Genomic DNA, 19,267 nt, shown 5'->3' with positions numbered 1-19,267 from the left:
GGGAATCACCGACTCGATCCTGCGTACTTCCTAAACCGACGCACTTCAACGGCCACCCGCGGGATCCGCAGCCCATGACGATCGAGAGATTGGATGACTTCGTCGACCCTTCGCGCTGGCAGGCCTACGCCTCGGGACGGGCGCAGCTGCGGCTTCACTCCGAGGCCGGTCCCGACGGATCGGCACTGCGGCTCGACTTCGACTTCAACGGCGGTGGCGGCTTCGTCGTCGCCCGGCGTCCGGCAAGGCTCATGCTGCCGCCGGCCTACTGTCTTCGGCTCGCCGTCCGCGGTGCGATGCCGCCCAATCGCTTCGAGCTGAAGCTGGTCGATCCAGGCGGGACCAACGTCTGGCGCTACCAGCAGGAGATGCTCGAGCCCGACGGCGACTGGCACCTCCTCGAGATCCCGAGCCGCCTGATCGACTTCGCCTGGGGACCGGCCGGCGGCGGTGCCGCGCGCGAGATCGGTGCGATCGAGATCGCAATCGTCGCAGGCTCCGGTGGCCGAGGCCATCTGTGCATCGCCGACCTTCGCATGGAGGACCGCACGCCCCCCTGGCCGCCCGAGCTCAAGGCATCGTCCGCCCTGCCGGGACATCCGCCGACGGCTGTCCTCGACACCGGATCCGCGACCGACTGGCGTGCCGGCTGCGGTTGCGGGGAGGCATGGCTCACCTTGGATTTTCGCCGCGAATGCGAGTACGGCGGATTGATCCTGCACTGGAGCGATCCCGCGTCCCGCCCCGAGTACGACCCGGCGGGCGAGCGCGCCTTCCGCGTACAGGCATCGAACGACGGGGATGACTGGCGCCTGCTCTACACCGCTGCAAGTGCCGGCGGCGCCTGCAGCTTCGTCGGTCTGCCGAGCGGATCCTCGCGTTATCTGCGGCTTGCGCTCGACCCCGGGCCTGACGGCGTCTATCCGGCACTCGGATCGATCGAGCTTCAGCCCGATGCCTTTTCGCGCTCTCCGAACGAGTTTTTTCATCACGTGGCCGAGCGCACACCGCGCGGGCGCTATCCGCGTTGGCTCTATCGCGAGCAGACCTACTGGACCGCGGTGGATATCCCGGATGGGGGCATTCCGGCCCTGCTCAACGAGGACGGGTTGATCGAGGTCGGTCCCGCCGCGGGTAGGGGTGCGGGCTGGACGCTCGAGCCCTTCCTCTTCGTCGATGAGGGGCTGCTCGGCTGGGCCGAGCTGGCGCCGATACCGGCTCTGGTGGAGGGCGGTCCGGAGCAGGGCGAGCTGCCGATCCCCTCGGTAACCGGGACAGGGACCGGTTTGGTCCTCGCGACCAGCGCCTTTGCGGCCGGCGCTCTCGGGCAGCGGATGCTCTATGCACGATATCGTCTGGAGAATCGGCGCGACACCCCGGTCACGGCCACACTCTTCGTCGCGGTACGCCCCTTCCAGGTCTCGCCACCGTGGCAGGGCTACGCCGACATCGGCGGCGTGAGTCCGATCTATCGGCTTGATTATCGCGACGGCCGAGTTCGGGTGAACGACGAGGAGGTTCTGATACCGCTAAGCGCGCCGAGCGGTTTCGGCGCGGCGACCTTCGATCAGGGTGCGATCACCGATCGGCTCGCCGTCGGCCGGCTTCCGCCGGACCAAGCGGCGGACGACCCGCTCGGCTTTGCCTCGGGTGTGCTGCGGTTCGATCGGGTGCTTCCGCCCGGCGGGGCGGATGAGGTCGTGATCGCGATCCCCTTCGCCAGGGACGGCGCGGGGCCGGACGCGGAGGCGCTGCGTCTCGGGCACGGGCTCGATGCGAACGCCGGATTCGCCGAGGCGGTGCGCGACTGGTCGCAGCGGCTTGGTGCCGTTGCCTTCAGGCTTCCGCCCTCGGCCCGCATCCTCGCGTCGACCGCCAAGACGGCGCTGGCCCATATCCTGATCAACCGCGATGGACCCGCCTTTCAACCCGGGCCGCGTCGCTACACCCGGTCCTGGATCCGCGACGGCGCGGTCATGTCCGCCGCGCTGCTGCGCATGGGGTGCCGGACCGAATCGGTCGACTTTATTCGCTGGTATGCAGGGTTTCAGACCGAGGCCGGCGAGGTACCCTGCTGCGTCGACCACACCGGCCCGGATTGGCTGCCCGAGCACGACAGCCTCGGCGAATTCATCTTCGCCATCGCCGAGCCGGTGCGCTTCACCGGCGACCGACAGCTCGCGGCGGATCTCTGGCCCGCGGTGTGTCGCGCCGTCGCCTATCTGGAGCAGTTGCGCGCCCGGCGTCTGACCGATGCGGAGCGCACGCCCGAGCGCCGTGCCTGTTTCGGTCTTCTGCCCGAGTCGGTGAGCCACGAGGGGTATCTCGCCCAGCCGGTACACGCCTACTGGGACGATCTCTGGGCGGTGCGCGGGCTCAAAGATGCCGCCTGGCTCGCCGAGATCCTCGGCGAGGACGCCGAGCATGCGCGTCTCACCGCGCTCTGCGAGGACTTTCGCGGCACGCTCTACGCATCGATCGAGCTGACCATGTCCGAGCGAGGGATCGACTTCATCCCCGGCTCGGTGGAATGGGCCGACCCCGACCCGACCGCCATCGCGGTGGCCTTGACCCTGATCGATGAGGGCCACCTCCTGCCCGCGGTCGCCTTGCAGTGCACCTTCGAGGCGCTGCTGAATCGCTTTCGTGCCATGCACGACCACAGCGTGGACTGGACCAACTACAGCCCCTACGAGGTCCGCGTGGTCGGAGCCCTCGTCCGACTCGGGCGCCGCCGCGAGGCCCACGAGGTTCTGCGCGTCCTCCTCGCCGATCTGCGCCCGCCGGCTTGGCATCAGTGGCCCGAGATCATCTGGCGTGATCCGCGTGCCCCCGGCCATCAGGGCGACCTGCCGCATGCCTGGATCAGTGCCGAGTATGTCCTGGTCTTTCGCGATCTCTTCGCCTACGAGCGCGAGGCGGACCGGTCGCTTGTGGTCTGTGCCGGGATTCCACTCGACTGGTTGGATGAAGGCCCGGTGAGCGTGATCGGGCTACCGACTTGGTACGGTCGACTGGACCTGCGTCTCGGGCGTGGGGCAGGGGATGCGCTCGAGCTGAGCCTCTCGGGACTCGACCGGATCCCGCCGGGTGGGATCCGCTTCGCTCCGCCGCTCGATCTCGCGTCGCGGTCCGTGTCCGTGAACGGCGAGCCGGTGGAAGATGTCACGGTGACCGAGCTGGTGATCCGGGCCTTGCCGGCGCGCATCGTCGTGACCTGAGCCACGTCTGCGCCGACCGGGATTTTTCTATTGATCACGCATGTCGGGAACCCCAACGATGGACACCGATCGCTACAATCGACCGCTGGTCGCGCCTCCCGCCGTCTATCGGCTCTCGAACGGCCGCTATGCGGTGTCGTTTTCGGAGGTCGGCAGCGGTGTCTCCTCATGGCATTGGATCGGCCTGACCCGTGGACGGGCGGATCCCGTGATCGACGACCTGGGCTCGATCCTGTATCTGCGCGATCTCAAGACCGGGCGTTCTTGGTCCGCGGGCTATCAGCCGACCCGCGTTCCGGCGTCGCTCTACCGCTGTCGCGCGGTCGGCGAGGGTCCGGAGGCACGCGTCGCGCTCGAACGCGAGACCGAGGAGTTGTTCATTCGTCTGACCCTCGGCGTCGAGGCCGCGTCCGATCTGGAGTGTCGTCGTCTGAGCCTGCAGAATCGATCCGCGCGTGCGCGGCGCATCGAGGTGACCAGCTATCTGGAGGTCGTTCTGAACGACCCGAGCGCGGACGCCGCACACCCCGCTTTCAGCAAGCTGTTCGTCCAGACCGATCGCGACGCCGCATCCGGCGCACTCTTGGCCTGGCGCCGGCCGCGTGCCGCCGAGGAGCGATGGCCCTGGCTGGTCCACGCCGTTGCGGGCGCGGAGCCTTTGGAATGGGAGACCGACCGTCGACGCTTCCTCGGGCGCGGTGGCAGCCCGCACGCCCCCGCGGCCTTGATCGGCACGGAGCCCCTGTCCGGTGCGCTCGGCAGTGTCCTGGATCCGATCCTCGCCTTGCGCGTCATCGTCGAGTTGCCGCCCGACGGAGACGACGAGATCCTCTTCCTGGCCGGGGCGGCGGAGGGGCGCGAGTCGGCCTTGGGGCTGATCCGACCCTTTCGCGCCGGACGTGACGCCCCTTCCCGGGCGCGTCGGGCGCCGCAGCCTCTCGAGCCGGCAACAACGACGATGCCGCCGAGCGCCGACGCGAGCGACCGGGGCGGCGAGGCCCTACGATGTTTCAACGGCCAGGGTGGATTCTCGCCGGATGGTCGCGTCTATGTGATCCGCCTGCCTTGGCATGGAACCGCGCTGCACCGCCCGCCTCAGCCCTGGATCAACGTGGTCGCGAACGAGCGCGCGGGGTTCCTGGTCAGCGAAACGGGCGCGGGCTATAGCTGGTGCCGCAACAGCCAGGCCAATCGGCTGACCCCTTGGTTCAACGATCCGGTCGGCGACCCGCACGGCGAGGCACTCTATCTGCGCGACGAGACCGAGGGCGCCGTACCAGGGATTTCGCGGGGCTGTCAAATCTGGTCGCCCCTGCCGGGTCCACGCCCGGCGCCGGTGGACTACGAGGTCCGGCACGGTTTCGGCTATTCCACATTTCGTTGCGATTACAAGGGTCTGGCGCAAGAGGTCACGCTCTTCGTGCCGCGTCGCGACCCGGTCCGCATCCTGCGCCTGCGATTGCGTCTGGCCCATCGCGGGACGCACCCGTGCACGCTCTCGACCTTCTCGTATCAGCAGCTGGTGTTGGGCAGTCAGCCGAGCACGCCCGGGACGATCGAGACCGCGTTCGATCCGGAGCGCGACATCCTGCGTGCAGTCAACCCGGCGGCGGGCGACTTCGCCGGCGCGATCGTCTTCGCCGCGACCCTGGTCACAAGCGGTCGGGTGGAGCCGGTCGGCTTGACCTGCAATCGCACCGCCTTCATCGGCCGGCATCGCGATCTTGCCTCGCCGGCCGCCGTCCTCTCCGGCGACGATCTCTGCGACGCCGGCCTTCGCAGTGACGATGGCTCCGACTCGGACGCCTGTTTCGCGCAGCAGTCGAGGATCCAGCTTGCACCCGGTGAGACAGCGGAATGCATCTTTCTCCTCGGGGAGTGTCTCGACGAGGCGGAGCTGGACGCCCTGCTCGCACGCTATCGCCGCGCGAATGCGGTCGACGATGCCTTGGCCGAGGTGACGGGATTCTGGACCGACCTGACCGATGCCCTCAGGGTCGAGACCCCGAGCGCGGCGATCGATCTCATGCTGAACGGCTGGTTGACCTACCAGAACCTGGCCTGCCGCCAGTGGGCGCGCTCGGCCTTTTATCAGTCCGGCGGTGCCTTCGGCTATCGCGACCAGTTGCAGGATGCTGCCGCCTTGGTCGGTCTGCGCCCGGATCTGACCCGCGCCCAGATCCTGCTGCATGCCGCCCATCAATTCAGCGAGGGCGACGTGCTGCACTGGTGGCATTCCGCCCCTCTGGAGCGGGGTCTGCGCACCCGCTTCTCGGACGATCTGCTCTGGCTGCCCTTCGTGACCGCCGACTACATCCGCGCGACGGGGGACATGGCGATCCTGGACGAGTCCATCCCGTTTGTGACGGCGCCGCTGCTCGCGCCGAGCGAGGACGAGGTCTATCTTCGGCCCGCAGACAGCGGCGAGTCGGCCCCTCTATACGAGCATTGCTGTCGGGCGATCGACCGCTCGCTCACGCGCGGCACACACGGCCTGCCGTTGATGGGCACGGGTGACTGGAACGACGGGATGAATCGCGTCGGGCGTCTCGGGCGCGGGGAGAGTGTCTGGATGGGCTTCTTCCTGTACCGCATCCTCGAGGATATGCTGCCCATCTGCGTAGGGCGCGGAGACGCCGCGCGCGTCGCCGCCTACGTCGCCTACCGCGACGCACTGGTCCCTGCGCTCGAAGACGCCGGGTGGGACGGGGCCTGGTATCGCCGCGCCTACGACGACGACGGCATTCCGCTCGGCTCGCACACCAACAGCGAATGTCGGATCGATGCGCTTGCGCAATCCTGGTCTGTGCTCTCGGGTGCGGTCGATCGCACCCGAGCGGAGCAGGCGATGGCCGCCGTGCAATCCGAGCTGGTCGACGAGGACCTGGGCCTGATCCGCCTGCTCACGCCGCCCTTTGTCGACACGCCGCAGGATCCGGGCTACATCAAGGGCTATGTGGCCGGTGTGCGCGAGAACGGCGGACAGTACACCCACGCGGCCTGCTGGGCCGTGATGGCCTTTGCCGAGCTCGGTCACAACGAGCGCGCCGCCCCTTTGCTTGAACGCCTCACTCCGGTCTGGCACACGCGCACGCCCGAGCGGTTGGCCACCTACGGGCTCGAGCCCTATGTGGTGGCGGCCGACATCTACGGCGCGGCGCCGCATGTCGGGCACGGCGGTTGGAGTTGGTACACCGGCTCCGCCGGTTGGCTCTATCTGGCGGCGCTCGAGTCGGTGCTGGGGCTGCGTGTCGAGGCGGGACGGACGCTGTTGATCCGGCCCTGTATCCCGAGCGATTGGTCCGGGTTTCGGATCCTCTACCGCCTCCCCGACGGGGCGACCCGTTGCGACATCCGGGTCGGGAATGCGCATGGCGGCGTCGAGGTCGTCGTCGCCCGTCTAGAGGGACAGGATGCGGCGCTCTCGGCAGGGACGGCACGGATCCTCCTGCCGGCCCGCGCGGGGCTCTATCGCATCGAGATCGAGATGGGGCGGCGAACCGCCGACGCTGGCGATTTCGGCGCCTGATTCGAGGGCCGAGTATCCGTCGCAACCTCTTTCGGGGGGCTTCACGCGGACCTGAGGCTCACATAAGATATGTGTGTATATTGACCTGCTTGATGGCGGTGGAGAAGGAGCCGGGGCCTTGCGCTTCGGATCGATGCCGCGTCGCACGCCAGGGTCATCCTCACCTTCGCGGTGCTCACCGCGGGTCGGCCGATCGGTTGGCGCCGCGGCGGCCGTGCGTCGACGGCGAGTCCGCGGCGAGCGATCCGAATCCCTCCTCGACGATCTCGATGCACGGTCGCGGCCGACAACCGAGCCACTCCACGACGGTTGTCCCGACCGCACGGGCGCAGCGCCCGGCATCGACGATTCCGCCATGAGCAACCCTTAAACGATCTTCGACCGGCATCTCTCAATGGACAACCTGGCGCTTCCGACTATGAATCCATCTCGCGACCTCAAACGAATCTCCGCCGGCCTGCTCGTCGCTTTTGCGATGACGCTGGCGGGAGAGGCCGTCTCGCAGCCCGCTGCGGCGCCGGAGGATGCTGGCGTGCCCGGTGCCTTCACCTTTGCGAGTGTCGTGCGCCGCGCCGCCGAGCTGGCGCAGGCGCCTTACCAAAGGGATGCGCCCGAGCTTCCCGAGGCCTTCGCATCGCTCGATTACGACGGGTTCCGCGACATCCGCTTTCGACCGGATCATTCCCTATGGCGCGGAGACGGGCTGCCGTTTCAGGTCCAGTTCTTTCATCGCGGATTCATGTTCCAGGACCGGGTGACCATCAATCTGATCGACGGGGAGGGGGTTAGGCCGATCGAATTCTCGACCGAGCTGTTCGATTACGGCAAGAATGCGGTCCCGGAGCAGATCCCGCACGACTTGGGATTCGCGGGTCTGCGTCTGCTCTACCCCATCAATCGCGATGATCTGTTCGACGAGGTTGCGGTGTTCCTCGGCGCCAGCTATTTCCGTGCAGTGGCCCAGAATTTGAACTACGGGATCACCACGCGCGGTCTGGCGATCGATACCGGCCTCTCGACCCGCGAGGAATTTCCGCTGTTTCGCGAGTTCTGGATCGAGAAACCCGCCGAGGACGCCGTCGAGATCAAGGTCTATGCCCTCATGGACAGCCCGAGCGTGGCGGGCGCCTTTCGGTTCGTGATCAAACCGGGGCTCGAGACGACCATGGACGTCAAGAACCATCTCTATTTCCGGGAGTCGGTCGAGAAGGTCGGCATTGCACCCTTGACCAGCATGTTTATGCACGGCGAGCTCACCGAGCGGTTCACGGATGATTTCCGTCCCGAGGTGCACGATTCGGACGGACTCATCATCGAGACCGGGACCGGCGAGCGCATCTGGCGTCCCTTGATCAATCCGCTCGGTCTGCGCATCAGTACCTTCCAGGTCGAGAACCCGCGGATGTTCGGTCTACTGCAGCGCGACCGCGACTTCGCGCACTATCAGGACCTCGAGGCCCACTACCACAATCGCCCGAGCGCGCAGGTCGAGCCGATCGGCGACTGGGGCCGGGGCGTGGTCGAGTTGGTCGAGATCCCGAGCAACTCGGAGCGCTACGACAATATCGTCGCCTTCTGGACGCCGGAGCGCGGCGTTGAAGCGGGCGACGAGATGGAATTCGCCTATCGTCTGAGGTATTCCGGCGATCCAGAGGCGCGCCTGACGGGCGGACGCACCCTGGCGACCCGCATCGGCGCTGCGGGAACGGATGTACTCGATTCGGATCGGCGCAAGTTCGTCGTGGATTTCGTCGGCGAGAACCTCTCGATGCTGCCGCCCGAAACCCCGGTCATGGCGACCGTGACCACCTCATCGGGCGAGCTGTCCCCGCCGATCGCGCAGCACAATCCGGAGACCGGAGGGTGGCGGCTCTTCTTCGAGCTGACCCCTGAGCGCGATCGAACGGCGGAGCTGCGTGGTTTCCTCTATGACGGGAGCGACGTGCTGTCGGAGACCTGGAGCTTCGAATGGATTCCGCAGTGAGTACGGAGGTCGGCGACGCATTGCATGCGTCGCTCGACGGCGGCGAGCCGGTGGCCGCGTCGCCGGCCGACTGGGAGCAGGCGGCGCCGCGCGTCGCCCGTTACCTGCGCGCGCTCGGGGTGCGCGACCCGCGCGATCTTGATCGCCTGCTGACGGCGATCCGCAGGCGCTTCGAGCATCAGGTGGAGACAAACCTGGTGGCCGACGCGGTGGAGACCGGAATCGAGGAGGCGTCCAAGCTGCTCGACGAGTGGCTCGCGGCCGAGCTCGGTCCGGATGTGCCGGGGTCGATGCGCGGCGTGGCCCGCGCGGTTGTACTGGGCGGTGCGGTTCCCGGTTGGGTCGGGGTCTGGTCGGGACGTACGCTCCCCCCCATTGATCAGTCCGGTGATCGGCCGATCAGCGAGCGCATCCGAGCCAGCAGTCTTGCGCCCGTCCCTGATCCGGCGCCTCTGGCCATGGTGACGCAACGCATCGATCCTTGTTGTTATCGTCTCCTTCAACGGCTTTCACGCTTGCTGCGCGGGATGCGTCCCGGATCGCTTCACGGATCGCTTCATCGGCGCCGTGCGAACCTCGGACAATTGACATGAAGGGCGCCACTTCGCAAGGGCGTGCCGACCCCGCCTATCGTCGGGTCATCTTCTTTTCCCTGGTGCTGCTGACCACGTTCGGCGCCATGAGCCTGCTCAGCGGCGTCTTTCAAGAGGGCGGCGTCACCCCGCTGGAGCTCGCGCTCCTGCTGCTCTATGCGATCTTGATCCTCTGGATCAGCGCATCCTTCTGGACCGCCGCCATCGGTTTCATCCGCTTGCTGGCTCGGGAGGAGCCACCGCCGAGCGCACGGGCCGCCACGCCGACGCCCTGTGCGGGTTTCAAGACAGCCCTGGTCATGCCTGTCTACAACGAGGATCCCGAGCGGGTCTTCGCCGGTTTGCGTGCGATCGACCGGTCGCTGCAGGAGACCGGACAGGCCGAGGGTTTCGAGATCTTCGTCCTCAGCGACACGCGCGATCCGGACATCTGGGTCGAAGAAGAGCTCCAATGGCGAAAATGGGCCGTCGAGGCGGGTCAGCCCGAGCGCATCTTCTATCGCAACCGGGTCGAGAACACGAGCCGCAAGAGCGGCAACCTGGCCGATTTCTGTCGCCAGTGGGGCGGGCGTTATCGCTACATGATCGTGCTTGACGCCGACAGTCTGATGTCGGGCGAGACCCTCGTGGAGATGGTCGCGCGCATGGAGCGCAATCCGGACGTGGCATTGATCCAGGTCCCGCCGGTGCCGGTCAACCGGGTCTCGCTGTTCGCGCGTGTCCTGCAGTTCGCAAGCAGCCTCTACGGGCGCATCTTCGTCGCCGGGTTGAGCTACTGGCAAGGCGATACGAGCAATTACTGGGGACACAACGCCATCATCCGGGTCGAGGCGTTCGCGGCCCATTGCGGTCTGCCCGAGCTGTCCGGGCATGAGCCGTTCGGCGGCGAGATCCTGAGCCATGACTTCGTGGAGGCCGCGCTCCTGCGGCGCGCCGGCTGGAAGGTCTGGCTCGCCGACGATCTGGGCGGGAGCTTTGAGGAGATCCCCCCGACCCTGATCGACTATGCCAAGCGCGACCGCCGCTGGTGCCAAGGCAACCTCCAGCACGCCCGGCTCGTCTTCGCGGGCGGTTTCAGGCCCTTGAATCGGGTCCACCTGGCGATGGGCGTGATGTCCTACATGGCCTCGCCGCTGTGGCTCCTGTTTCTGCTGCTCACCGGCCTGCAGGCGTATCTGAACAGCCTGGATGTGCCGGTTTATTTCTTCGGCGATTATCTGCTGCCGATCTGGCCCGTGTCCTACGTGGTCGAGATGGCCACGGTCCTCTGGGTGACGCTGGCCATGCTCTTTCTGCCGAAGCTGTTCGCCTTGGTGCTGCTCGCCGCGCGCCCGCGATTGGGTGCAGCCCATGGCGGATTACCGCGCGCCACGCTCAGTGTCCTGCTGGAGAGTCTGCTGTCGGTCCTCTATGCACCCGTGCTCATGCTCTTTCAGAGCAAGTTCGTCGCCTCGATCCTGCTGCGCAAGGTGGTCGGTTGGCCGCCGCAACAGCGGGGTGATCACGGGACCGGCGTGACGGAGGCGATCGGCGCCCATGGTGGGCAGACCCTGTTGGCGGTCGGGGCAGGACTGCTGACCTACTACTACGTCCCGGCCTTCTTCTGGTGGTTCACGCCTGTCTTGGCAGGTCTTCTGCTCGCGATCCCGGTCTCGATGGCGACCAGTCGGGTCTGGCCCGGTCGGCGGGCGAGGGCGCTCGGACTCTTCCTGACACCCGAGGAGCACCGCCCGCCGCGCGTCCTCGAGCTACTGAACGAGCAGATGAAGAACACCGGAAGCGCCCTGTGCTCGGCGGACGCCGGTTCGGGTGAAGGGGGCACGGAGGAGATCGTCGGGGATCTGTGGTATCGCGCCGTCATCGATCCCTGCGCCTATGCGCTGCATGCCTCGCTCTTGCCGGAAGAGATCCCCAACCGTCGGCGCAGGCATTATCTCGAGGGTCTGATCTTCCAGCTCCAGGACGAGGGGCCGGACAGCCTGAGCGCGGCTGAAAAGCGGGTGCTCCTGTCGCATCGCGACGGGCTTGAGGAGCTGCATCTGCTGCTGTGGTCGGCGCCGTCAGGTCCGGTTGCCGTGCAGGCGCCATCCCCGCAGCCCACCTAAGCCCGGCGAGGTGGCCAGGCTGAGCCTGGATGACCTCGATTGGGAGGCGGGGAGCCGGTCATCCGCGGTCGCTGCTCTCGCATGGCTCGCCGCATGGCGGCTGGCGCGTTGGAGACCGCAAGGTTTACCCGCCATGGATCTGGAACCTCAACGGCGCAGCGGCCCGAATCGGGCTTCGAGCGCCGGGAGCGGGAGGCTGACCCAGCCCGGGAAGTGCACGATGCCGGTTTCGGCGAGTTGCGAGCAGCCGTCGTGCTTCAACAGCAATGCGATCGGGCCGAGCCCAGGGTCACCTCGAAAGACCAATGCGTTGAACGGCGCCGCCCAGTCGTCGACGATCGCCATCCACGGCCATTGCGTGGCGTAAGGTTCTTCGGGACCGAACGGGATGCAGATCTCGGGACTGCTCGCGGTCAGGTTGACCAGTCCATGCGTCGCCGTCCACCAGGCCACCGAGCGGGCCGCCGCCAGCAACAGGATCGCCGCCGTCGTCGCAGCGATCAGTTGCCGCAGCGCCCGCCCGCGCACGGCCGGCGGCAGCGGAGCGTTCCGCCGCTCTGCGGCGAATACCGCGAGCGCCGCGAGCACCATCAGCCCTAAACCGAGCACGAAGCTCAGACCGACCTTGAGCCGGATGCCCTCGCCGAGCAGAAAGGCGGCGCCGATTCCGAGCGCGGCGAGCGGCAGCAGCCAGGCCACCGGGCCGAGCAAGGCGGTGAGACCGCCGCGCCAAGGCTGCCGTGGCGCGAGGATCAGCAGCGTCCAGCCGAGACCGAGCAGGCCAATGCCGATCAGGAACCCAAGCTGCAGGTCGGTCGCCGGCAGCAGATAACCTGCGGCCGCCTCCGGGGCCAAGCGGCCGCGTTCATAGGTGGTGAGGCCGGTGATCGTCCAGGCCAAGCGTACCAACGCCGCCGCTGCGAACCCGCCGGCGAGCCAGTACCAGCGCCGCGCGTCAAGCGCCGCGCCGCGCCGGGCGATGGTGACTGCCAACAGCGCGAGCAGGGCCGCCGCGGTGAAGGAGAGCGGATGCAGAAAGACGAGCACCGCCCCCAGCACGAGCCCGTAGACCAAGGTGGCGACACGCTCGGGATAGAGTAGCGCGGCGAGCACGAACGGCCAGCTCAGGTGCAACGTCAACATCAGTTCCGACACGCCCGAGAAATTGAGCTGCAAGGCCAGAAGCCCGAGCAGAGGATAGGCCCAGAGCCAGGGCGCGCGCCGCCGCACCAGCCACCAGGCGATGGCGAGCGCTGCCCAGGGCAACAGGGCATAGCCGAGCGAGAACGCGTGCCGCAGCACCAGTACATCATCGGAGAAGCGCCAGGTGAGCAGCACCGGCACCTGCGCCAGTGCGGCACTCACGCGCAGATTCGGAATCAGCGGCTCGCCGGTCAGCAGGATACGTACGAAGTACCATCCACCATCGCCGTAGAGCGGCGCTCCGACCAGTCCGACGACGAGGGCCACCACGCCGATCAGGCCGAGCGCCGCAACCAACAATCGGCGAGTTGCCCGCGGCGGGCGCAGGTCGAGTTGTGCGCTCACGCCTCCTCCGCCGCTTGACAGGCGAGGCACCAGTCGGTCGACCGCGACGAGGCTCCAACCACCGCCCGCACTCGCGGCGTGCTGCAGCACTTGCGCGAGAGCCCTTCGCGGCCGTGGGCCCTGAATCGCGTGCGTCCGTCGAAGTTGTGACGAAAAAGCCGGGAACAAACTCTGAGAGATTCCACGGCAAGGATGACTGTCTTCAGCATCTTTAATCGTTCTTTGCTTGGAATTGAACGTACATTAGGAGGCCGTTGTTCCCGGAAAGCGCCGAGCTCCACTTCGGAGACCCCCTTGCGTGCAGGGACCATTTTACACTGACTGCCTCGATCCATTGCCGCAGTGCATTCGCCGCGCGTGTCTAAACGTGGCTGAAAAGCGGGTACTCCTCTCGCATCGCGTCGGGCTCAAGGGGGGCTGCATCTGCTGCCGTGATCGGTGCCGGAAGGCCCGGTTACCGTGAAGGCGCCATTCCGGCAGGCGGGCTGACGGAGTTGGGCGTGAAGGCGAGCGGCGCGCCTGTCGAGACTCAGGGCAGGGTCAGGCCGAGGAGTTTTGCGGCCTGATTCAAACGCCGGTCGAAGCAGGAAAAACAGAGCGGCAAATCCGACTGCACCATGGCGATGTGGGCTGCCGCCAATTGCACTGCATCGTAGCCGCGCAAGGCGAAGGCATCGGCAAACTCCCCGGCACGCACCACAAGATTTTGCGTGACCTCCATCACGACATAATGGGGCCAGTCCCTGGCTAGGTCCGCTTTGGCGAGCTCCAACGCCGTCTGATCAGCCGGGGCTGCATGGGCGCGCCGTGCCACCGCTGCATGAAATTCGGCCCAGGCGATCCGGCACACCACGACGGCTTCTGCCTCTGCGACGAGGCCCTTCGCCCGGGAGCTGTCCGGCTCGGCAACGTAGAGCTTGACCACGGCGGATGTGTCGCAAAACAAGATCATCCCCGATCTTCTTGGACCAGCTCCGAGAGTAAGGGGCCTTCAGGGGAGAGACGAATATCGGCGCCCGCTGGTTTGCCGCCGCTCCACTGCGCCGCCCCGGAGACCAGTAGTCGGCCGATGCCTTGCTCGTCGCCGTTCGGAACGGCTGTGAGCCGCGCAATCACCCGGCGGTGCGACGTAATTTCGATGGGTTGGCCTGTGCGAGCCTCGGCAAGGTAATGCGCAAGCCTGGATTTGAGCTCTCGGACCGACACGGACATTTTGTAGTCACCAATATTATAAGACGACTTGATTGTGGTCACCGTATGGCATCCTGTCAAGGACGCCACCGGCCTAAACCGCGCCCGGCGCAGTATGCGATGGTTTCGGATGGGATCGGCCCCGGCAGACTTGACGGCCGTCGGAGCCGGCGCGGTGCGCCATGCATTTCCGCAGCACCGAGGCTCCGGGTCAGCCGCCACCGCGCGTGTTGAAGGCGACGTTCCACTGCTCGTCCGGTCTGTCGACCGGGATCGCCGTCAGGTCCAAGGTGCCGACCTCGGTCACCGTGGCCTGAAGCCGGACCGCGACGACCTCGCCCTTTTTGTGATCCTTTGCGGGCAGGACGGTCTGGATCTCGGCGAGCTCCTCGAGCTCCTCTTCGCGCCACTCCTCCAGCAGCTCGCCGACCTCGTCCTCGCGCCGGACGCTTGAGCCGAAGAAGCGGAAGCGCACCGGCTCGCCGACCACGAGACCGAACTCCTGCGGCGGCGCGACCGGACCCGAGCCCTCTTCGAGTCCGAACGGCACCAGGCAAAGCGCCTGGATCTCGGGTTCCATGCCGGGGATGGCCGGCATGGCGCTCTCGACCCCGACGTAATAGGAGTGGCTCGTGCCGCCGCGGATGCGCACCCCGCCGTGGCGCCGGACATGGGCATAGAAGGCGGCCCCGCGGGCGACGGCCAGGTCCAGGTCCCGTGCGTCCAAGAGCCGTGCTCGGGGTGCGTCCTCGGCGGCCAACCATTGGTTGAGCACCTCAAGCACGCGCTCCTGGAGAACCGGTGCCTTGAAGACACCGCCGTTGAAGAGCACGGCGGTCGGATGCAGGAAGCTCGCGCCCGGCGTCTGGGCGACGAAGCCCTGCAGATCCTCGGTCGCCCCGGTTTGGCGGCCGAGGAAGGCGGCCAGATGACGGGTCACGGCCGGATCCTGCGCATAGGGCAGACCGACCTTGGTGATCGCGCCGCGCGCGCGCATGGCGGGGCGACTGTCGGCGGCGACCGCCGGGAAAAAGCCCTCGATCAGGGTCGAGTGGACCTCCTCGCGGGTGAGCTCGGTGCGAATGCTGCCGCCGATCAGACGGGATCCGCGGCTCGGAACCACGACCGGCATGCCCTCCAGATCAGCATCGGCCAGCAGGGATTCCTTGGCGATGCGGCAGCCGTGCGTCAGGGCCTGCAGCTGCCAGCGATCCAGCTCCACGCCGGTCTTCGCCAGCTTCTGTTTCAACAGATGGGCGAGGGTCAGGTCCATGTTGTCCCCGCCGAGCAGGATGTGCTCGCCGACGGCGACACGGGTCAGCTCAAGCGCCCCGTCCTGCTCGGTGACCGCGATCAGCGACAGATCCGTGGTCCCGCCGCCGACATCGACCACCAGGATGATGTCGCCGACCTGTACCTCGTGCCGCCAAGCGCCTTGGGTGTCGTTGACCCAGGAGTAGAGCGCCGCCTGCGGCTCTTCGAGCAGGACGAGGTGCTCGATGCCGATCGCACGGGCCGCCTCCGCGGTCAGCTCGCGCGCCGCGGGATCAAAGGACGCCGGCACCGTGACCGTGACCTCCTGACGGCTCAGCTGGTCATAGGGAAACTGCCCGTTCCAGGCATCGCGCAGATGGGCGAGGTAATGCACGGTGGCATCGAACGGGGAGATGCGCGGGATCTCCTCCGGTGCGCCGGCCGGCAGGATCGCGGACTTGCGGTCGACGTCCGGATGACAGAGCCAGCTCTTCGCGCTCGAGACCAGACGGATCGGCGTCGTGGTGCCCTGGTTGCGGGCCATCTCGCCGCAGATGCGGGTGGTGTCGGTCTGCCAAGGCAGACCCAGGTCCGCGGCCTTGAGCTCGTCCGGATGCGGCAGATAGAGACAGGACGGCAGCAAAGGACGGGCCTCGACGGAGCCGGGGCCGATGAGCTGCGGGATGGAGACGAGGCCCTGGACGATGTTCTCGCCCTCGCTCTTGTCCGAATCCACGAACGACAGCGCGCAATGCGTGGTCCCCAGATCGATGCCGACGGCGTAGCGATAGTGGCTCACAGCTCCACCTCCGCGGCGGCCAGGATACGCAGGTCATGTCCACCGGTGGTCTTGGGGAGATCCATCCCCGTCACCCGCCAGCCCCGATGCACCAGCGTTCCCTGGAAGGGCGGATCTCCGACGACGTTGCCGGTCGGTCGATTGGCGGAGGCGTCGAAACCGGGCGCCAGAGTGACGCGGCTGCCCTCGGGCTCCTCGCGCACCGGCGCGATCTTCAGATGGGCGTTCAGGACACCCCGACAGCCCTGATGGACGATGCGTGCGGCAGCGCCGATCTCCTGATCGGAGGCGCCCTTGAGGTCTTCCTGCAGAAAGTCTACCAAGCGCCCTTCTTTCTGCAGCAAACCGAGCAGGAGCAAGGCCGAATCCGGCGCAGCGCTCGCCAAGGGCACCGCGGCGGGTGCGGCGGGGCGCGCCAATGCGTGCTCGCCTTCGCCCTTGGCGAGCGCCCCGACGGCGCGGGCGAAGCCCGGATCCTTCAAGATACGTTTGAAGCTGGAGAAGGCGATGAGGGCCCTCCGGAAGAAGGAAGGCGTTGCTGAGCCCATGGAAGCATCCTCGTGACGGCCGGTGTAGTCAGTTCGGACGGCGGGCGATCGCGCGCCGTCCCGAGGTGCGCATGGTACCGCGCCAATCGCTGTTGCTCGACCGTGGATTTCACTCAATAGTGTGATCTACCCGCACCTGCCTCGATGGCATAATCGGGACATCACCAACAGCCCGGAACGGGCGACATCAGAGGTCTCGGTCGATGCACCCGACGAACTTACAGGCGCCCTGCGCGCCGACCACGGACGAGCGCCGCAACATGGTCGAGATCGCGGCCTATTTTCTCGCAGAGCACCGCGGTTTCGCCCCCGGCGGGGCGGCTGCCGACTGGCTTCGTGCCGAGCAGGCCATCGACGCCATGATTGCCGATCGACTCGCGGACAGCCCCGAGTACGCTTCGGTGCATCGAGAAGATCTCGTGGAAGGCATCCGCAACGCGCTCAAGCTCGGCGGCGGAAGGTCGGGTGGATCTTCGCCGCGCTCCGAGCGCCCGTGAACGGGATTGATGACGGGCTGATCGGGCGGCGGCAGAGACGGTCTCAACGGCCATCCTCAGAAAAGGGCAGGCGGCGCCGTCGAGCGTCGGACCAAAAAAAAAGCGCGACGGGCGTCGCGCTTTGAAGTTACCACCAAAGGAGGATGGAGGAGTGCACCGAAGCGCGAAGCTTCAGTACATCAACAGTTTCTTATTTACTGTTTCTCTTGTCAACCCTCTTCTAGACCTTCGTGACCTTCTTGACGACCATGTCGTGACGGTCTCGAATCCGGTCCGAAACGCCGATTTGCGGACAACGCTGTTGCGCGACCGGTCTCGACCCAAAGATGTCGCGGTGAGTGGTGAGTGGTGAGAAACGAATCCGTGAACATCGACTTAGCGACTGGAAATCCGAAGAACTGGCGCGGACTGAGTCTGCCCCGCCGAGACGGGGCAGGAACGCGACAGATCCTTCACGCGGCCTCGCGATGCGGCACGGCGCGGTTACAAAGCACAACGGGAGCGAAGAGAGATGGCGATTGAGACAGCGACACTCGGGGGCGGATGCTTTTGGTGCTTGGAGGCGGCCTTTCAGGGCGTCGAGGGCGTGCAGTCCGTGGTTTCCGGATATGCCGGAGGTCCCGGCGCGCAGCCGACCTATCATCAAGTCTGCACGGGCACGACCGGTCATGCCGAGGTGGTCGAGATCGGCTTCGACGACACCCGGGTCGACTTCGAGACACTCCTTGCGGTCTTCTTCACGATCCATGACCCGACAACCTTGAACCGGCAGGGTGCGGATGTCGGCAGCCAGTACCGCTCGGTGATCTTTTGTCGTTCGGATGCGCAACGCGAGGTCGCGGAGCGGGTGATCGCGCGGCTGAACGCCGAACGCGTCTGGCCCGATCCCATCGTCACGCAGGTCCAGCCCGCCCCGACCTTCTACCCGGCCGAGGCGTATCATCAGGATTACTACAACCGCAATCCGAGCCAGGGCTACTGCCAGGTCGTTATCTCGCCCAAGCTCGCCAAGCTCCGTGCGCGCCATGGCGCACTCTTGTCCAAGTAAACCGCGTCCAGAGCGACATGCGTCGTTTTCATTGTTCGTTTAGCTTCGGAGAGATCCTTGATCCCAGTGAGACGCGGTTTAGAATTTAAGATGTTTAATCCTTTAAACCGCGCCGGCTCCGACTGTCGTCGGAGCCGGCGCGGCCAAGCCATCCAACAAATGACGCATACCGCACCGGGCGCGGTTTAAATGCGGTCGACGAATCGGCGCAACCGGTGCAGCATAGCGCCATGCCCGATCCATCCTTTCGTCTCATCACCCTGGACCTGGACGACACCGTCTGGCCCTGCGTGCCCGTCATTCAGGCCGCCGAGGAGGCGTTTCACGACTGGCTGGTCCGGCATGCGCCGCGTCTGGCCGAGGCCCACGATCTCGCCGATATGCGCCGTCACCGTCGCGAGCTGATGGACGCCATGCCCGAGATCGCGCACGACCTGGGTCAGATCCGTCGCCGATCCTTGGCCATGCTGCTGGAGTCGTTCGACTATGCGACGGGTCTGGCCGAGGAGGCGCTGGCGCTGTTCGACGAGCACCGCAATCGTGTCGAGCCCTTCGAAGACGTGACCCCGGTGCTGCGGACGCTGTCCGCGCGTTACCGCCTGGTGTCCCTCACCAACGGCACCGCCAACCCCGAGATCACGCCCCTGCGCGGGCTGTTCGAGCGCAGCATCACGGCCGCCGATGCAGGTGCCGCCAAGCCCCATCCGGCGCTCTTCATCCGTGCACTCGAGCACGCCGGTTGCGAGCCGAGCCAGTGCCTGCACCTCGGAGACGACCCCTGGATGGATGTCGAAGGTGCACGCGCGGTCGGGATGACCGCCGTCTGGGTCAATCGCTACGGGCGGAGCTGGCCGGACGATCTGCCGCCACCCGCCCTGACGGTGACGACCCTTCATCAACTCCTGGAATGGCTCGACGCCGAGCCGCAGCGCGACCCGAGGTAGGCACGC

Annotated in this window: 13 protein-coding genes; 8 read left to right on the top strand and 5 right to left on the bottom strand. The window is 66.7% G+C overall.

The window, feature by feature from the left end; genetic code table 11:
* Positions 1–74 precede the first annotated feature (74 nt).
* The 5 genes from AADX97_RS16295 to mdoH all read left to right on the top strand — a co-directional run bounded on the left by AADX97_RS16295 (position 75) and on the right by mdoH (position 11,432).
* The gene (locus tag AADX97_RS16295) at positions 75–3,221 is read left to right on the top strand and encodes a hypothetical protein (protein WP_374234746.1); all 3,147 of its coding nucleotides are present in this window, start codon (positions 75–77) and stop codon (positions 3,219–3,221) included.
* Positions 3,222–3,279: 58 nt separating this feature from the next.
* Entirely contained in the window at positions 3,280–6,750 is a 3,471-nt protein-coding gene (locus tag AADX97_RS16290) for a GH36-type glycosyl hydrolase domain-containing protein (RefSeq protein ID WP_374234747.1), read from the top strand.
* Positions 6,751–7,168: 418 nt separating this feature from the next.
* Positions 7,169–8,734, top strand: a complete 1,566-nt coding sequence (locus tag AADX97_RS16285) for a glucan biosynthesis protein (protein ID WP_374234748.1) — start codon at positions 7,169–7,171, stop codon at positions 8,732–8,734.
* Positions 8,731–9,327, top strand: a complete 597-nt coding sequence (locus AADX97_RS16280) for a hypothetical protein (RefSeq protein ID WP_374234749.1) — start codon at positions 8,731–8,733, stop codon at positions 9,325–9,327. Before AADX97_RS16285 ends, AADX97_RS16280 begins: the two co-directional genes overlap by 4 nt.
* A complete protein-coding gene (gene mdoH, locus AADX97_RS16275; protein ID WP_374234750.1) occupies positions 9,324–11,432 on the top strand; it encodes a glucans biosynthesis glucosyltransferase MdoH in 2,109 nt (702 codons plus the stop codon). The genes AADX97_RS16280 and mdoH overlap by 4 nt, the downstream gene beginning before the upstream one ends.
* A gap of 147 nt (positions 11,433–11,579) precedes the next feature.
* Here the strand turns inward: mdoH and AADX97_RS16270 are convergent, their stop codons facing one another.
* The 5 genes from AADX97_RS16270 to AADX97_RS16250 form a co-directional block, all read right to left on the bottom strand.
* Positions 11,580–12,980 (bottom strand): hypothetical protein, encoded by a 1,401-nt coding sequence (locus AADX97_RS16270; protein ID WP_374234751.1) that lies wholly within the window; start codon positions 12,978–12,980, stop codon positions 11,580–11,582.
* A 529-nt stretch (positions 12,981–13,509) separates the two neighbouring features.
* Positions 13,510–13,932, bottom strand: coding sequence for a type II toxin-antitoxin system VapC family toxin (locus AADX97_RS16265; protein WP_374234752.1), 423 nt, complete (start codon positions 13,930–13,932; stop codon positions 13,510–13,512).
* Positions 13,929–14,234: a type II toxin-antitoxin system Phd/YefM family antitoxin gene (locus tag AADX97_RS16260; protein ID WP_374234753.1), complete on the bottom strand. Its 306-nt coding sequence runs from the start codon at positions 14,232–14,234 to the stop codon at positions 13,929–13,931. Before AADX97_RS16260 ends, AADX97_RS16265 begins: the two co-directional genes overlap by 4 nt.
* Before the next feature lie 148 nt (positions 14,235–14,382).
* Positions 14,383–16,224 (bottom strand): Hsp70 family protein, encoded by a 1,842-nt coding sequence (locus AADX97_RS16255; protein ID WP_374234754.1) that lies wholly within the window; start codon positions 16,222–16,224, stop codon positions 14,383–14,385.
* A complete protein-coding gene (locus AADX97_RS16250; protein WP_374234755.1) occupies positions 16,221–16,772 on the bottom strand; it encodes a DUF2760 domain-containing protein in 552 nt (183 codons plus the stop codon). Before AADX97_RS16250 ends, AADX97_RS16255 begins: the two co-directional genes overlap by 4 nt.
* A gap of 203 nt (positions 16,773–16,975) precedes the next feature.
* On the opposite strand from AADX97_RS16250, the gene AADX97_RS16245 reads away from it, so the two are divergent.
* The 3 genes from AADX97_RS16245 (at position 16,976) to AADX97_RS16235 (ending at position 19,261) form a co-directional block, all read left to right on the top strand.
* A complete protein-coding gene (locus tag AADX97_RS16245) occupies positions 16,976–17,269 on the top strand; it encodes a DUF2934 domain-containing protein (RefSeq protein WP_374234756.1) in 294 nt (97 codons plus the stop codon).
* Between the two features lie 511 nt (positions 17,270–17,780).
* Entirely contained in the window at positions 17,781–18,317 is a 537-nt protein-coding gene (gene msrA, locus AADX97_RS16240; RefSeq protein WP_374234757.1) for a peptide-methionine (S)-S-oxide reductase MsrA, read from the top strand.
* 230 nt (positions 18,318–18,547) lie between these two features.
* Positions 18,548–19,261, top strand: a complete 714-nt coding sequence (locus tag AADX97_RS16235) for an HAD family hydrolase (RefSeq protein ID WP_374234758.1) — start codon at positions 18,548–18,550, stop codon at positions 19,259–19,261.
* The last annotated feature ends 6 nt before the right edge of the window (positions 19,262–19,267 follow it).

The organism is Thiocapsa sp. C2-2m (assembly GCF_041903745.1).
GTDB classification, from domain to species: Bacteria; Pseudomonadota; Gammaproteobacteria; order Chromatiales; family Chromatiaceae; genus Thiocapsa; species Thiocapsa roseilacustris.
The sequence above is the reverse complement of the archived record's forward strand: the minus strand, read 5'-3'. Positions and strand labels throughout refer to the sequence as shown.

Excerpts from the sequence above, each read along its gene's own strand:
- AADX97_RS16285 (WP_374234748.1), top strand. The coding sequence starts at position 7,169 with ATGAATCCATCTCGCGACCTCAAACGAATCTCCGCCGGCCTGCTCGTC.
- AADX97_RS16295 (WP_374234746.1), top strand. The coding sequence starts at position 75 with ATGACGATCGAGAGATTGGATGACTTCGTCGACCCTTCGCGCTGGCAG.
- AADX97_RS16290 (WP_374234747.1), top strand. The coding sequence starts at position 3,280 with ATGGACACCGATCGCTACAATCGACCGCTGGTCGCGCCTCCCGCCGTC.
- AADX97_RS16250 (WP_374234755.1), bottom strand. The coding sequence starts at position 16,772 with ATGGGCTCAGCAACGCCTTCCTTCTTCCGGAGGGCCCTCATCGCCTTC.
- AADX97_RS16265 (WP_374234752.1), bottom strand. The coding sequence starts at position 13,932 with ATGATCTTGTTTTGCGACACATCCGCCGTGGTCAAGCTCTACGTTGCC.
- mdoH (WP_374234750.1), top strand. The coding sequence starts at position 9,324 with ATGAAGGGCGCCACTTCGCAAGGGCGTGCCGACCCCGCCTATCGTCGG.
- AADX97_RS16245 (WP_374234756.1), top strand. The coding sequence starts at position 16,976 with ATGCACCCGACGAACTTACAGGCGCCCTGCGCGCCGACCACGGACGAG.
- msrA (WP_374234757.1), top strand. The coding sequence starts at position 17,781 with ATGGCGATTGAGACAGCGACACTCGGGGGCGGATGCTTTTGGTGCTTG.
- AADX97_RS16235 (WP_374234758.1), top strand. The coding sequence starts at position 18,548 with ATGCCCGATCCATCCTTTCGTCTCATCACCCTGGACCTGGACGACACC.